This window comes from Pseudoruminococcus sp. (assembly GCF_047012705.1).
In the GTDB taxonomy this organism is placed as follows: Bacteria; Bacillota; Clostridia; order Oscillospirales; family Acutalibacteraceae; genus Pseudoruminococcus.
Genome location: NZ_JBKXNW010000003.1, coordinates 91725 through 105525 on the forward strand (window position 1 = coordinate 91725; position 13801 = coordinate 105525).

General features: G+C 38.3%; 13 protein-coding genes and 1 other annotated feature. Of the genes, 11 read left to right on the forward strand and 2 right to left on the reverse strand.

Annotated features, from left to right (window positions below; genetic code table 11):
* Positions 1 to 42 precede the first annotated feature (42 nt).
* Positions 43 to 1593 (forward strand): alpha-amylase family glycosyl hydrolase, encoded by a 1551-nt coding sequence (locus ACLU24_RS03850; RefSeq protein ID WP_412610453.1) that lies wholly within the window; start codon positions 43 to 45, stop codon positions 1591 to 1593.
* A gap of 161 nt (positions 1594 to 1754) precedes the next feature.
* On the opposite strand, the gene rsmA is transcribed toward ACLU24_RS03850, so the two are convergent.
* On the reverse strand, positions 1755 to 2606 hold the full coding sequence (rsmA, locus tag ACLU24_RS03855) for a 16S rRNA (adenine(1518)-N(6)/adenine(1519)-N(6))-dimethyltransferase RsmA (protein WP_412610455.1): 852 nt from the start codon (positions 2604 to 2606) through the stop codon (positions 1755 to 1757).
* A 161-nt stretch (positions 2607 to 2767) separates the two neighbouring features.
* On the opposite strand from rsmA, the gene ACLU24_RS03860 reads away from it, so the two are divergent.
* From ACLU24_RS03860 to ilvN, 6 genes are all read left to right on the forward strand, one after another.
* Positions 2768 to 3889, forward strand: a complete 1122-nt coding sequence (locus ACLU24_RS03860) for a THUMP domain-containing class I SAM-dependent RNA methyltransferase (protein WP_412610457.1) — start codon at positions 2768 to 2770, stop codon at positions 3887 to 3889.
* Between the two features lie 2 nt (positions 3890 to 3891).
* Positions 3892 to 4275, forward strand: a complete 384-nt coding sequence (locus ACLU24_RS03865) for a hypothetical protein (protein ID WP_412610458.1) — start codon at positions 3892 to 3894, stop codon at positions 4273 to 4275.
* Positions 4276 to 4505: 230 nt separating this feature from the next.
* The gene (locus tag ACLU24_RS03870) at positions 4506 to 4790 is read left to right on the forward strand and encodes a co-chaperone GroES (protein WP_022263866.1); all 285 of its coding nucleotides are present in this window, start codon (positions 4506 to 4508) and stop codon (positions 4788 to 4790) included.
* 44 nt (positions 4791 to 4834) lie between these two features.
* Complete coding sequence (gene groL / locus ACLU24_RS03875; protein ID WP_412610459.1) at positions 4835 to 6466, forward strand: chaperonin GroEL; 1632 nt, start codon at positions 4835 to 4837, stop codon at positions 6464 to 6466.
* A gap of 262 nt (positions 6467 to 6728) precedes the next feature.
* Positions 6729 to 6975, forward strand: a binding site (T-box leader).
* Between the two features lie 84 nt (positions 6976 to 7059).
* Positions 7060 to 8733 carry a biosynthetic-type acetolactate synthase large subunit gene (gene ilvB, locus ACLU24_RS03880; RefSeq protein WP_412610460.1) on the forward strand — a complete coding sequence of 558 codons (1674 nt, stop codon included), beginning with the start codon at positions 7060 to 7062 and terminating at the stop codon, positions 8731 to 8733.
* A gap of 7 nt (positions 8734 to 8740) precedes the next feature.
* Complete coding sequence (ilvN, locus tag ACLU24_RS03885; protein WP_412610462.1) at positions 8741 to 9253, forward strand: acetolactate synthase small subunit; 513 nt, start codon at positions 8741 to 8743, stop codon at positions 9251 to 9253.
* An 82-nt stretch (positions 9254 to 9335) separates the two neighbouring features.
* On the opposite strand, the gene ACLU24_RS03890 is transcribed toward ilvN, so the two are convergent.
* Positions 9336 to 9833 (reverse strand): CarD family transcriptional regulator, encoded by a 498-nt coding sequence (locus ACLU24_RS03890; RefSeq protein ID WP_412610463.1) that lies wholly within the window; start codon positions 9831 to 9833, stop codon positions 9336 to 9338.
* A gap of 338 nt (positions 9834 to 10171) precedes the next feature.
* On the opposite strand from ACLU24_RS03890, the gene ACLU24_RS03895 reads away from it, so the two are divergent.
* From ACLU24_RS03895 to ACLU24_RS03910, 4 genes are all read left to right on the forward strand, one after another.
* Positions 10172 to 10381: a FeoA family protein gene (locus ACLU24_RS03895; protein ID WP_412610464.1), complete on the forward strand. Its 210-nt coding sequence runs from the start codon at positions 10172 to 10174 to the stop codon at positions 10379 to 10381.
* Positions 10382 to 10492: 111 nt separating this feature from the next.
* Positions 10493 to 10717 (forward strand): FeoA family protein, encoded by a 225-nt coding sequence (locus tag ACLU24_RS03900; protein WP_475495301.1) that lies wholly within the window; start codon positions 10493 to 10495, stop codon positions 10715 to 10717.
* A gap of 98 nt (positions 10718 to 10815) precedes the next feature.
* Complete coding sequence (gene feoB / locus ACLU24_RS03905; protein ID WP_412610466.1) at positions 10816 to 13230, forward strand: ferrous iron transporter B; 2415 nt, start codon at positions 10816 to 10818, stop codon at positions 13228 to 13230.
* 21 nt (positions 13231 to 13251) lie between these two features.
* Positions 13252 to 13455 carry a FeoB-associated Cys-rich membrane protein gene (locus ACLU24_RS03910; RefSeq protein ID WP_412610467.1) on the forward strand — a complete coding sequence of 68 codons (204 nt, stop codon included), beginning with the start codon at positions 13252 to 13254 and terminating at the stop codon, positions 13453 to 13455.
* The last annotated feature ends 346 nt before the right edge of the window (positions 13456 to 13801 follow it).

Genomic DNA, 13801 nt, shown 5'->3' on the forward strand with positions numbered 1-13801 from the left:
TGTTAAAATATATAAAATTATACTTAATTGGAGGTATTCAAAATGCCACAGTGGTTAAAAGATGCTGTTTTTTATGAGATTTATCCCCAAACCTTTTGCGACACCAATGGTGACGGCATAGGTGATATTGCCGGTATTATTTCAAAACTGGATTATGTGAAATCCCTTGGCTGCAATGCTATCTGGCTCAATCCTTTGTTTGATTCGCCATTTATGGATGCAGGCTATGATGTTCGTAATTATAAGCTTGTCGCAGAAAGATATGGCACAAATGATGACCTCGTTGAGCTTTTTAATAAAGCTCACGAAAAAGGGATAAAAATTATTCTTGACCTTGTTCCGGGACATACTTCTGACCAATGCGAATGGTTTATTGAAAGCCAGAAGCCTGAAAAGAATGAATTTTCAAACCGCTACACATGGACAGACAGCGTATGGGAAGCACCTCCGCAATATAAGTTTGTCTGTGGTGTCACAAATCGTGACGGCAACTATCTCGTAAACTTCTTTAGTTCACAGCCGGCTTTGAACTATGGTTTTGCAGAGATTACACACCCAAATTGGCAGCTTCCACCGAGTCACCCGGATTGTCAGGCAACAGTTGAAGCTATGAAAGATGTTATGCGTTTCTGGCTTGATAAGGGAGCCGATGGTTTCCGAGTAGATATGGCAGATTCACTTGTTAAGAATGAGGACGGCGAAAAGCCGGAGACTTGCAAGGTTTGGCGTAATATAAGAAAGATGCTTGATGAGGAATATCCTGAGGCAGCAATTATTTCCGAGTGGAGCAGACCTCATACATCAATCGGTGCAGGTTTTCACAGCGATTTCTACCTTGACCACGATAATAATGGCTATCGCTATCTTTTCAGAGAAAAGGATAAGGAAACAGGGGAATGCAAGGCTATTTTCTCAAAGAATGGTAAGGGCGATATTACAAAATTCCTTGATGATTACCTTGACGAATTAAAGGCTATAAAGGGCAAAGGCTATATTAGTTTTATTACCTGCAACCACGATACCCCAAGAATGACTAAGATGTTTAGTCCTCTTGAAGCAAAGCTCGCATATTCATTTGTATTCTTAATGCCGGGCGTACCATTCCTTTATTATGGCGATGAAATTGGTATGAAGTTTATGGAAGGCTTGCAAAGCAAGGAAGGAGGATTTAGCCGTACAGGAACAAGAACACCTATGCAGTGGGACGATTCTGCAAATCATGGTTTCTCTACTGCTTCAGCCGATAAACTTTATCTTCCTGTTGATACTTCAGCAGACGCACCGACAGTTTCCGCACAGGAAAAGGACGAAGATTCTATCCTTAATACGCTCCGTAGAGTAATCAAACTTCGCCACGAAAATGAGGACTTGCAGTCTGACGGCGACTTTGAGGTCGTTTATGCAGAGAGCGGAAAATATCCATTTATTTTTAAGCGTGGTAAGTTTGCTATTGCAGTAAACCCAACAGATAAGGAGCAGAAAGCACCATTTAAATTTAATGGTGAACAAGTATTTGCAATAGGCAAAGCTTGTGTTGAAAATGAAGGAATTGCTATGCTTCCGCAATCTTTGGTAGTTATTAAAGTAGATTAAATAAACTTAAAAAATAAATGCGGTATATTACAATGTTTGTTGTAAATATACCGCATTTTTGTTAAAAAAATTCAAATAATTTCTCATAAGATTTTTATACAAAAATTATTTCTGTGCTTTGAAAAGTTCAAGTAAAACTTTTAATTCTTGTTTAGCTAACATTATAATAAACAGTCTGCAAGATTGCAGAAATCCTGCATAGAAAGTTCTTCCGCTCTCGCAGTTGGCTTTAAGCCACAACTTTCAAGAGCCTTTGCAATATCTGATTTTGAAATTCCAAGTCCTGATGAAAGAGAATTTGAAAGAGTTTTTCGTCTTTGTGCAAAGGCCGATTTGACTAATCGAAAGAAGTTCTTTTCGTCTTTTGGTTTAATCGGTGGTTCTGAGAGAATATCCAGTTTTATGACTTCGGAATCAACTTTTGGTTGAGGTACGAAACTTCCTGCACTTACCTTAAATAGCATTTCAGGTTCGGCATAATATCTTACCGCAATACTTACTGCGCCAACGTCTCTTGTTCCTGGTTCGGCACAGATTCTTTCTGCCGCCTCTTTTTGAACCATAACAGTAAGAGATTTTATAGGAAGTTTTTCCTCAAGTATACGCATAATTACAGGCGAGGTAATATAATATGGCAAATTTGCACAGATAACTACATCTCCGCCGTTAAACTCTTCCTCAATAAGTTTGTGAAGGTCGAGTTTCATAGCATCACCGTTTATGATTTTTACATTATCACAGCCGGACAATGTTTCATCAAGCACTGGCAAAAGTCTTTTATCAAGCTCTATGGCAATAACCTTATTTGCAACTTTTGAAAGTTCTTTTGTCAGAACACCTGCTCCCGGTCCGATTTCTATAACTCCACAATTTTCTGATGCACCACAATATTCAGCCATTTTTGGACAAACTGTTGGATTCACAAGAAAATTCTGTCCCAATGCCTTAGAAAATGTAAAGCCATGTCGACTTAAAACAGATTTCATATAAGCTATATCAGTTAAATTTTGCATATCTACTCCAATAAAAATATTTTTTCTTTATTATACAACCTATGCCCTAAAATCGTCAAGATAAAACACTTTTTGCCTTATATGACTTTCTAAGTTCGGCTTGCAAGAATCGGAATATAATGTTAAACTAATTATACTTTATTACAGAATTGGGGATTATTATGAGTGAAAACAGACTTGTTGCAACCTGTCTTTTAGGTTTAGAGGGTTTAGTCGCTGATGAACTTCGCAGAATGGATATTAAAAATGTAGAACCTCAGAATGGCAGAGTTCTTTTTTCGGGAAATCAGAGCGAAATCGCAAGGGCTAATATTTGTTCGAGATATAGTGAAAGAATACTTATAGAAATGGGTAGCTTTAGAGCATTAAGCTTTACCGAGCTTTTTGACAATGTAAAGAAGCTTCCTTGGGAACAGTGGATTGGCAAAGATGATGCTTTTCCTGTCACTGGCAGAACTCTTAATTCTAAGCTTTCAAGTATACCGGACTGTCAGTCTATCATCAAAAAGGCTATTGTTGAAAGACTTAAAACAAAGTATCGCATAAGCTGGTTTGAGGAAAGCGGTTCATCTGTAAAGGTTAAATTTCTTATTATGAAAGATGTTGCAAGTATTATGATTGATACTTCTGGTGTCGGACTTCATAAGCGTGGCTATCGTGAAAATGCCGCTTCCGCACCTATTAAGGAAACTCTTGCGGCGGCTATGGCAGATTTATCACATATCAGACCATTCAGCAGAGTTATTGACCCATTCTGTGGCTCGGGAACTATTCTTATAGAATCAGCTTTAAAGGCTTTGAATATTGCACCCGGACTCCGCAGAAGATTTATTGCTGAAAAGTGGTCTTGTGCTGACCAAAACGCTTGGAGAGCCGAAAGAGAAAGAGCTCAAGACCTCATAGACCGCAGTGCTGAATTTCAGGCTTATGGATATGACATAGACCCACAGGCAATAGAGCTTACAAATGAAAATGCAAAAAAGGCCGGTGTTGCTGCGAGAATCCATACAGAAGTAAGAAGTATTGCGGATTTCTCGTCAGATTTGCCTAGGGCGGCTATTATATGCAATCCTCCATATGGTGAAAGACTTCTTGATATTCAACAGGCACAGGATATTTATCGCACAATGGGAGAAAAATTCCTTAAGCGTGAGGGGTACAGCTATTGCATAATTAGCCCTGATGATAAATTTGAGGAGATTTTCGGCAGACCTGCGGATAAACGCAGAAAGCTTTATAATGGTATGATTAAGTGTCAAGTCTATATGTACTTTAAGAGATAATTATGAATTATTTTACATTTGATAGTCTTTGTTTTAATATTTCAAACTCTGAGCAATTTATAATCCTCATGATTTCGGCGAAAAGTGAGCATAAAGACTTTAAAGAATTTATAAATCGTGCTGTTGAAAGATGGTATGAAGAAAATTTATGTAATATAGGGATAGCTTTATCTGAACTAAAAGCACAAATAATAAACATACCTATATCCAATGAAGATAAGCAATGTATGTTTCAAATAATTGAGGGTATGAACAAAAGAGTTCATATTCAGTTTGAAGAAATAGAAAATATAATAACCGTATTTGAAAGCGAATGGAACGACTACACTATTGCCTTTGAAACAAAACATTGCAGATATTATTTTAATTGGATGACATCTGCTTAATTTTGACATAGATTTACACTATGGATAATATAGAATTTAAGATAATGCAAAAAAGTAAAATCATATATTAAAGATTAAAGCTATATGAGATTGTTAATTTTTTTTGAATATGACATTTAGTACTTGATTTTTTCGTTGGAAAGTTTTACAATATATTTAGCACTCAAGAACAGAGAGTGCTAAATATATTAAAAATCAATTTGCTATTATTTTAAAGGAGGCAATTTATTATGACTATCAAACCATTAACTGACAGAGTAGTCATTAAAGCGGAAGAATCAGAGGAAACAACTAAGAGCGGTATCGTTCTTACAGCTTCTTCTCAGGAGAAACCTCAGTTTGCAACTGTTGTTGCTGTTGGTGAGGGCGGAATCGTTGACGGCAAGGAAGTCAAGATGTATGTTAAGGTCGGCGATAAGGTTATCACAAGCAAATATTCTGGCACAGAGGTTAAGCTTGACGGTGAAGAATATACTATCGTTCGTCAAAACGATATTCTCGCAATCGTTGAATAATTTCAGCATTTCTAAATATTTAATAGTAATTGGAGGAATATATCATGGCTAAACAAATTATATACGGCGAAGATGCAAGAAAGGCTCTTCTCAGCGGTATTAACCAACTCGCTGATACAGTTAAAATCACTCTCGGCCCTAAGGGCAGAAATGTTGTTCTTGATAAGAAATTCGGTGCTCCGCTTATCACAAACGACGGTGTAACTATTGCTAAGGAAGTAGAACTTGACGACCCATTCGAGAATATGGGTGCTCAGCTTGTTAAGGAAGTTTCTATCAAGACTAATGATGTTGCCGGCGATGGTACAACTACTGCTACACTTCTTGCACAGGCTCTTATCCGTGAGGGTATGAAGAATGTTACAGCCGGTGCTAACCCAATGGTTCTTAAGAAGGGTATTCAGACAGCTGTTAATACTGCTGTTGAAGCTGTAAAGGCTAACTCTAAGGTTGTTTCCGGCACAAACGATATTGCAAGCGTTGCTGCTATTTCTGCTGCTGATGACTTCACTGGCAAGCTTATCGCAGAAGCTATGGAAAAGGTAAGCAAGGACGGCGTTATCACTGTTGAAGAATCTAAGACAGCTGAAACATATTCAGAAGTTGTTGAAGGTATGATGTTTGACAGAGGTTACATCGCTCCTTATATGGTAACTGATACAGATAAGATGGTTGCTGACCTCGATAATCCATATATCCTTATCACAGATAAGAAGATTTCTAACATTCAGGAAATTCTTCCAATCCTTGAGCAGATTGTTCAGGCTGGCAGAAAGCTCCTTATAATCGCTGAGGACATCGAGGGCGACGCTCTTACAAACCTCGTTCTTAACAAGCTCCGTGGCGTATTTACTTGCGTTGGTGTTAAGGCTCCTGGCTTTGGTGACAGAAGAAAAGAAATGCTCCGTGATATTGCTATCCTTACAGGTGGTCAGGTAATTTCTTCTGAAATCGGTCTTGAACTCAAGGATACAACTCTCGACCAACTCGGTCAGGCTCGTCAGGTTAAGGTTGACAAGGAAAATACTATCATTGTTGACGGTGCTGGCAACGCAGACGAAATCAAGGGCAGAGTTGCTCAAATTCGTGCACAAATCGAAACAACTACTTCTGACTTCGACCGTGAAAAGCTTCAGGAAAGACTTGCAAAGCTTGCTGGTGGCGTAGCTGTTATCAAGGTTGGTGCTGCAACAGAAGTTGAAATGAAGGAAAAGAAGCTCCGTATTGAGGACGCTCTTGCTGCTACAAAGGCTGCTGTTGAAGAAGGTATCGTAGCTGGTGGTGGTATCGCTCTTATGAACGCTATCCCTGCTGTTGAGAAGGCTATTGAGAGTGCAACCGGTGACGAAAAGACAGGTATGCAGATTGTTCTTAAGGCACTTGAAGAGCCAGTTCGTCAAATTGCAGAAAATGCAGGTCTTGAGGGTTCTGTTATCGTTGCTAATGTTAAGGCTGCTAACAAGGTTGGTTATGGCTTCAATGCATTCACAGAAGAATATGTTGATATGATTGATGCTGGTATCATCGACCCAACAAAGGTTACTCGTTCTGCACTTCAGAATGCTGCATCTGTTGCAAGCATGGTTCTTACAACAGAATCACTTGTAGCTGACATCAAGGAAGAAAAGGCTGCTGCTCCTGCTATGGACCCATCAGCTATGGGCGGAATGTACTAATTCATAGAGCTGTTGCTCATTGACGCATTTATAGTTAAATTTATGCGTCGGTTTAAATAGATTACGACTTTTTTCACAATATACTCCTAAAACAAAAAGGACTGTTCGAGAAATCGGGCAGTCCTTTTTGTTTAGGCGGCTCGCCGCCTCGAGCGAAACTTTTAAGTTTCTTGGGGAAAGTCAAGTATATAAAATAATTTATTGTTTTATTTAGATATTGACAAATTCTGAAATTATATATACAATATATTAAGTAACATTTTTAAATGCTATGATGCGGAGGAGTAATTCGCTGATTGCCGAATTTAAGAGAACTGTCGGTTGGTGAAAGACAGTTCGGCACTCGAATGAAGGTCGCCGCTGAGCAGTTTTGCTGAAACTCTATGAGCATTAAGCAAAAACGCACGACAAGCGTTATTTCGTCATACATTTTACGGCTATCGCCGAGATGTAATTTTCAGAGAGTGGTACAACGAAGTTCCATATCCTTATGAGCCTTCGTCTCTTTTGAGAGATGACGGTTATTTTTTTACTTATTTTTACAAAATTTTATGCTTAAACATATTAAGCATATAAAATGGAGGAGATATATTATGAAGCTTACAGGTGCAGAAATCATTGCAGAATGTTTGCTCGAACAGGGTGTTGACACTGTTTTCGGCTATCCGGGCGGTGCAGTTCTTAATATTTATGACGCACTCTATAAGTATAGTGACAAAATCAAGCATATCCTTACAGCACACGAACAGGGTGCCTCTCATGCGGCAGACGGTTATGCAAGAACCACAGGAAAACCTGGTGTTGTTATTGCAACTTCCGGTCCTGGTGCAACTAACCTTGTAACCGGTCTTGCTACTGCTTATATGGATTCTATTCCTATGGTTGCAATTACAGGTAATGTTTCAACTGACTTGCTTTCTCGTGATAGCTTCCAAGAAGTTGACATTACAGGAATTACTTTGCCAATCACTAAGCATAACTTTATTGTAAAGGATATTGCTGACCTTGCAAATATTCTCCGCAAGGCTTTCAGAATTGCTACTTCTGGCAGAAAAGGCCCTGTTCTCGTTGATATTCCTAAAGATATTACAGCAATAAGCTATGAATATGAACACGCTCCAATTCGTACTTATGAGAATGTAACTTCATCAAAGAATTATGAATTTGAGGCTGTTGCTCAAGCCATTAAAAACGCTAAGCGTCCTATGATTTATATGGGCGGTGGTGTTCTTCTCTCTGAAGCTACTGAACAGCTTATTAAGTTTGCAGAAAAAATTGACTGTCCTGTATGCTCATCTGTTATGGGTCTTGGCGGTTTCCCAGCATCACATAAGCTTTTCCTTGGTACTCTCGGTATGCACGGTGCTTACGAAACAGGTAAGATAACTGCCAACGCTGACCTTATCATTGCGATAGGTGCAAGATTCTCTGATAGAGTTGCAGGTGATAGAGAGAAATTCGGCGAAAATGCTACAATTATTCATATGGATATTGATAAGGCAGAAATTAATAAGAATGTTAAGTCTAAGTTTAGCCTTATCGGTGACTTAAAGGATACTCTTACAACTCTTACAGCTCTTTGTGATAGCAAGAGCAATCCTGAATGGCTCAAGGAAATTTCAGATTGGAAAGCACAATTTGACAAGACTCCTGAATATAACTCAAAGGATTTCGCTCACGCTTACCATATAATAGAGGCTGTTCAAAAGCTTACAACTGCTGATGATATTATAGTAACTGATGTCGGTCAACATCAGATGTGGGTATCTCAGAAATATAAATTTGAGAAACCGAGAACATGGTGTACTTCCGGTGGTCTTGGTACTATGGGATATGGAATGGGTGCTGCTATTGGTGCTCAGACTGCTAACCCTGACAAGCGTGTCATACTCTTTACTGGTGACGGCAGCTTCCATATGAATCTTAATGAAACAGTAACTTTAAAATCATATAATCTTCCGATTATGGTTGTTGTTATGAATAACTCAGTTCTCGGAATGGTTCGTCAATGGCAAAAGCTTTTCTACGGCCATCGTTTCTCTCAGACTGACCCTCACAGAGCAACTGATTTCGTTGAACTTGCAAAGGCTTTCGGCATTGATGGTATGAGAGTTCACAATGACAGCGAGGTTGAAAGTGTTCTTGAAAAGGCATTTAACCTTAAAAAGCCTGTTATTGTAGATTGTGTTATTTCCCCTGACGAAAATGTTCTTCCGATGATTCCTCCGGGAAAAACTGTTGACGATATGATTACAGAAATGGAGTGAGTTTAGAATGATACGCAAGCAAATTATCGGACTTTTTGTAAGAAATTATACAGGTGTTCTTCAGCGTGTAACAAGTCTTTTTACACGCAGAGGCTTTAATATTGACAGCCTTACTGTCAGTCCAACAAACACAGAGGGTTACTCAAGGATTACCGTAAGAATCCTCGGTGATGACGAACAGCTTTCACAGTTCATAAATCAAATGATGAAGTTGAATGATGTGAAAAAGGTTGAAGTTCTCCCTGAAAGCAGTTCTGTAATTTCAGAATTGATTTTCATTAAAGTTAAGATTAATAGTGAGGATAGAAACAAGATTCTTACAGCTGCATCATCATATCACGCTTCTGTTGTAGACTTAGGCGAAACTTCTGCTACATTCAGAGCCTCAGGTTTACCTTCTGAGATTGATGAGCTTGTTTCAAGATTAGAACCATTCGGCATTATGGAACTTGTCAGAACGGGTGCTATTGCACTTCATTCAGGTGATGAGTGTATGGCTGATGGCTTAGATATAGACTAACGGCAAGCGATTAGCTAGTAAATTTCAATAAAACAATTAAAAGTCTTACTTAGAACTATTCAAAGGTCTAAGTAAGACTTTTTTAGTTTATTCTTGACGATATGAAACTTGGTACTTCATCTACTCTGATATTAAGGACAAGCGAAAATTCTGAATATAATAATTTTTCTGCTTCTTTCATAAACTGTTCATCTGAAATGTGCATCTTTTTTCCATTTTTCAGTTGTTCTTGTTTATGTATATAAAGTTCGCGTATCATATTTAAAATCTCTAAACGATTTCCTGACGATAAAATCGTTCGGTAATGTTCTTTTCTTTCGTTATCATCTATAACCCAATTTATAGGCTTTAATGAAACAGTAGTTATTAAATCGCATATTTCTTTTTTAGATAAAACTCTTTTGATTTTATCGGTAAGAAGTTTATTGTTTATAGGCACGAATATGGTCATTGTTTCATTATTAAGTGGTGTTAGAATATAGTAATCTTTGATTACGCCAGAAAATTCTTTTTGGCAAATATCTGCAATTCTACAAACACCATTTGCGCCATATAATACAGTATCGTTTATGCTATACATATTATCCTCCTCATTAAATTAACACAATTTATTTATAATTTTAATAATATCATAAAATTAAAATTATCGTAATACTTTATATTTAAAATTGTTTAAAATGCTTACAAATGATTATAACACTTTTGTGCAGTTTTTATAGCGTAAATAAGCCTTTTATGCGATTTTTGAAAAAATTTTTGACACAGTATTGCTTTTTTCTCATATTCGACTATTTTTTAAAATAGCCTTGACAAATCGGTTAGTATGTGCTAATTTATATGTAGGATAGTTAATATTTCCTAACTTATTTTCAAAATAGGCAAGTTGTGTCTATATATAACTGAAAAGGAGTGAGCTATATGCCTTTAACTATGGCTGAAACTGGTGTAGAAAACCAGATTAAGAAAATTGGCGGTAAAAGTGATGTAAGACTTTTTCTTGAAAAACTTGGTTTTGTAGTAGGAAGTATAGTCACTGTTATTTCTCAAAATAATGGCAACCTTATTGTCAACATTAAAGATACTCGTGTTGCTATAAGCAAAGAAATGGCTTGCAAAATTATGGTTTAATCTTGTTTAAATTTAATATGTGATTTCAGAATTTAAAAGTAGGAGTTAAAGCTATATTTTCTCCTACTTTTAAATTCCTTAAATAATCAAAAATTGAGAAAGGGAGAATGTATCATGACTCTTAGAGATGCAAAGGTTGGCGAAACAGTTAAAGTCGTCAAGCTTCATGGAGAGGGTGCTGTTAAGCGTCGTATTATGGATATGGGCATAACTAAAGGTGTAGAAATCTACATTCGCAAGGTTGCTCCGCTTGGAGACCCTGTTGAAGTCACTATTCGTGGCTATGAGCTTTCTTTGAGAAAAGCTGACGCAGAAATGATTGATGTTGCTAAGTAAGTTGCTTCATCATCGTGCTTAGCCTTTGTTCTATGGTTAGGGATATCTAAACACCGTACAAAGGTTAGGTTAAACTAATATTTTTGGGAGGAAAAGCTATGTCGATTAAAATCGCACTCGCAGGTAATCCAAACTGCGGTAAAACGACTTTGTTTAATGCTTTGACCGGTTCTAATCAATATGTCGGTAACTGGCCGGGTGTTACAGTCGAGAAAAAGGAAGGTAAGCTCAAAAGCAATAAAGATGTTGTTATCATGGACTTGCCGGGTATTTATTCCCTTTCACCTTATACTCTTGAGGAAGTTGTTGCGAGAAACTATCTTATAACGGAGCGTCCTGATGCTATTCTTAACATCATAGATGGTACTAACCTCGAAAGAAACCTTTATCTTACAACTCAGCTTACAGAACTTGGTATCCCTGTTGTTATCGCTATAAATATGCTCGATGTTCTCGAGAAAAAGGGCGATATTATCAACACTCAAGAGCTTTCTAAGAAAACAGGTTGCCCTGTTTATGAAATCTCTGCTCTTAAAGGCAAGGGTATTCAGGAAGCTGCTGACGCAGTTGTAAAATTTGCTAAGGAAAACAAGAAGTTTGAAGTTGCTCACGTTTTTGCTAAGAATGTTGAGGATATTCTTGAAAATATCGCTGAAAAGCTTCCTAAGGATATTCCTGAGGAGCAAAAACGATTCTATGCTATTAAGCTCTTTGAGCGTGACAGCAAGATTCTTGAAACAAGAGAAGATTTTCCAGATATAGAATCTATCATTGCTGACGCTGAAAAGGAATTTGATGATGACTCCGAAAGTATCATCACAAATGAAAGATATACATATATTAGCAGTATTATTAAGGGCTGTTACAAGAAAAAGAGCAAGGAAAAGCTTTCAACTTCAGATAAAATTGACCGTATCGTAACTAACCGTTGGCTTGCACTTCCAATCTTTGCAATAATTATGATTATTGTCTATTATGTTTCTGTTACATCTGTTGGTTCTCTTGTTACTGACTTTACTAATGACCAGCTCTTTGGCGAAGATGGCTGGTATCTTTTCGGAATAGGCAGAAGCGACTATGATGCTGCTACTGACAAATTCGTTGAGGAGAATATTTTCAACCACAAGACGGAAATGGAAGCTGAACTCCAGAAGGCTGTTGATGAACATATAAAGGGCTCTGAAGAAATTCTTGCAGCTGTTCAGGACGAAGATTTTGATGCCTTTGAAGAGGCTATGGGTTCGTATAGTGTAGCGCTCGAAAGTGAAGGAATTGATATTTCTGAATATTATAATGATGATATTATGGAAAATGCTCCAGACAAAGCTGATTATGGTGTCTACATTCCGGGTATTACAACACTTGTAAGCAACGGTCTTGAGGCAATCAACTGTGTTGACTGGCTCTCAGCACTTATAGTTGACGGTATCGTCGGCGGTGTTGGTGCTGTTCTTGGCTTCGTTCCGCAGATGCTTGTTCTCTTTATCTTCCTTGCATTCCTTGAATATTGCGGATATATGGCTCGTATAGCATTTATTATGGATAGAATCTTCAGAAAGTTCGGTCTTTCTGGTAAGTCATTTATTCCAATTCTTATTGGTACAGGTTGTGGTGTTCCTGGCATTATGGCATCAAGAACAATCGAAAATGACCGTGACCGTAAGATGACTATTATGACCACAACATTTATTCCTTGTGGTGCTAAGCTTCCTATCATCGCTATGATTGCAACTGCACTCTTTGACGGTGCATGGTGGGTTGCTCCAAGTGCTTACTTCCTTGGTATCGCTGCAATCATTATTTCTGGTATTATTCTTAAAAAGACAAAGATGTTTGCTGGCGACCCTGCTCCATTCGTTATGGAACTTCCTGCTTACCATCTTCCAACAGTCGGCTCTATTCTCCGTTCAATGTGGGAGCGTGGTTGGTCCTTCATCAAGAGAGCGGGTACAGTTATTCTTCTCGCATCAATTATTATCTGGGCTGGTTCTTCCTTCGGTATGGTTGATGGTTCATTCGGATTCAGCACAGAAATGGAACTTAACGACAGTGTACTCGGTATGATTGGTAATGCTATCTGCTGGATTTTCGCACCTCTCGGATTTGGCGAGGCTACTGCTACAATCGCTACTATTATGGGTCTTGTTGCTAAGGAAGAGGTTGTCGGCGTATTTGGTGTCCTCGACTTCGAGGGTCTTGGCGCTCTTGCTGGATACGCATTCCTCGCATTCAACCTTCTCTGCGCTCCTTGCTTCGCAGCTATCGGTGCTATCAAGAGAGAAATGAACAGTGCAAAGTGGACATGGTTCGCAATCGGTTATCAGTGCACATTCGCTTATGCAACTGCTCTTGTTATCTATCAGTTCGGTATGTTCTTCTCAGGACATTTCGATGTATTCACAATTATTGGCTCTATCGTTGCTTTTGCAATTGTTGCTTTTGTTATTTATCTTCTTGTAAGACCTTACAAGGAAAGCACAAAGTTTACTCAGAAAGTTAAAGTCAACGCTTAATCAATTAAGGAGATGTTTCTTATGCTACAATTTTTAGCGACCTATGGTTCTTCAATTATTATTGCTCTTGTTGTTGCTTTTATAGTATTTCTTGTAATAAGAAGTATGGTTAAAGACAAAAAGAGTGGTAAAGGTGGCTGTGGCGGTTCGTGTGCTTCCTGTGGTGGCTGTTGTGCAAGCTGTCACCCAACACAAGAAACATCAAAACACCAAAAAGCTAAATAACTAACTAAGCAGAGGGAAAGATTCGTCTTTCCCTCTTACTTATGCGGAGTGCCTCCGCAGTCAAGAGGCGGAATCGCTCGACAAGTCTCGCTCGTAGTGTATATGGTAAGTTAATTGACGCGGATGTGGAAACTACCGTTTAGCTAATCAACTTTTCCAAGACAATTAAAGTTTAGGTCAAGCCTTTTTAAAGGCTTGCGGATTCCAAAGGCAGAGCCTTTGGTAGGTTTTAAGGGCAACGCCCTTAGCGGAGTGCCTCCGCAGTCAAGAGGCGGAATCGCTCGACAAGTCTCGCTCGTAGTGTATATGGTAAGTTAATTGACGCGGATGTGGAAACTACCGTTTA

Excerpts from the sequence above, each read along its gene's own strand:
- ACLU24_RS03850 (WP_412610453.1), top strand. The coding sequence starts at position 43 with ATGCCACAGTGGTTAAAAGATGCTGTTTTTTATGAGATTTATCCCCAA.
- rsmA (WP_412610455.1), bottom strand. The coding sequence starts at position 2,606 with ATGCAAAATTTAACTGATATAGCTTATATGAAATCTGTTTTAAGTCGA.
- ACLU24_RS03860 (WP_412610457.1), top strand. The coding sequence starts at position 2,768 with ATGAGTGAAAACAGACTTGTTGCAACCTGTCTTTTAGGTTTAGAGGGT.
- ACLU24_RS03865 (WP_412610458.1), top strand. The coding sequence starts at position 3,892 with ATGAATTATTTTACATTTGATAGTCTTTGTTTTAATATTTCAAACTCT.
- ACLU24_RS03870 (WP_022263866.1), top strand. The coding sequence starts at position 4,506 with ATGACTATCAAACCATTAACTGACAGAGTAGTCATTAAAGCGGAAGAA.
- groL (WP_412610459.1), top strand. The coding sequence starts at position 4,835 with ATGGCTAAACAAATTATATACGGCGAAGATGCAAGAAAGGCTCTTCTC.
- ilvB (WP_412610460.1), top strand. The coding sequence starts at position 7,060 with ATGAAGCTTACAGGTGCAGAAATCATTGCAGAATGTTTGCTCGAACAG.
- ilvN (WP_412610462.1), top strand. The coding sequence starts at position 8,741 with ATGATACGCAAGCAAATTATCGGACTTTTTGTAAGAAATTATACAGGT.
- ACLU24_RS03890 (WP_412610463.1), bottom strand. The coding sequence starts at position 9,833 with ATGTATAGCATAAACGATACTGTATTATATGGCGCAAATGGTGTTTGT.
- ACLU24_RS03895 (WP_412610464.1), top strand. The coding sequence starts at position 10,172 with ATGCCTTTAACTATGGCTGAAACTGGTGTAGAAAACCAGATTAAGAAA.
- feoB (WP_412610466.1), top strand. The coding sequence starts at position 10,816 with ATGTCGATTAAAATCGCACTCGCAGGTAATCCAAACTGCGGTAAAACG.
- ACLU24_RS03910 (WP_412610467.1), top strand. The coding sequence starts at position 13,252 with ATGCTACAATTTTTAGCGACCTATGGTTCTTCAATTATTATTGCTCTT.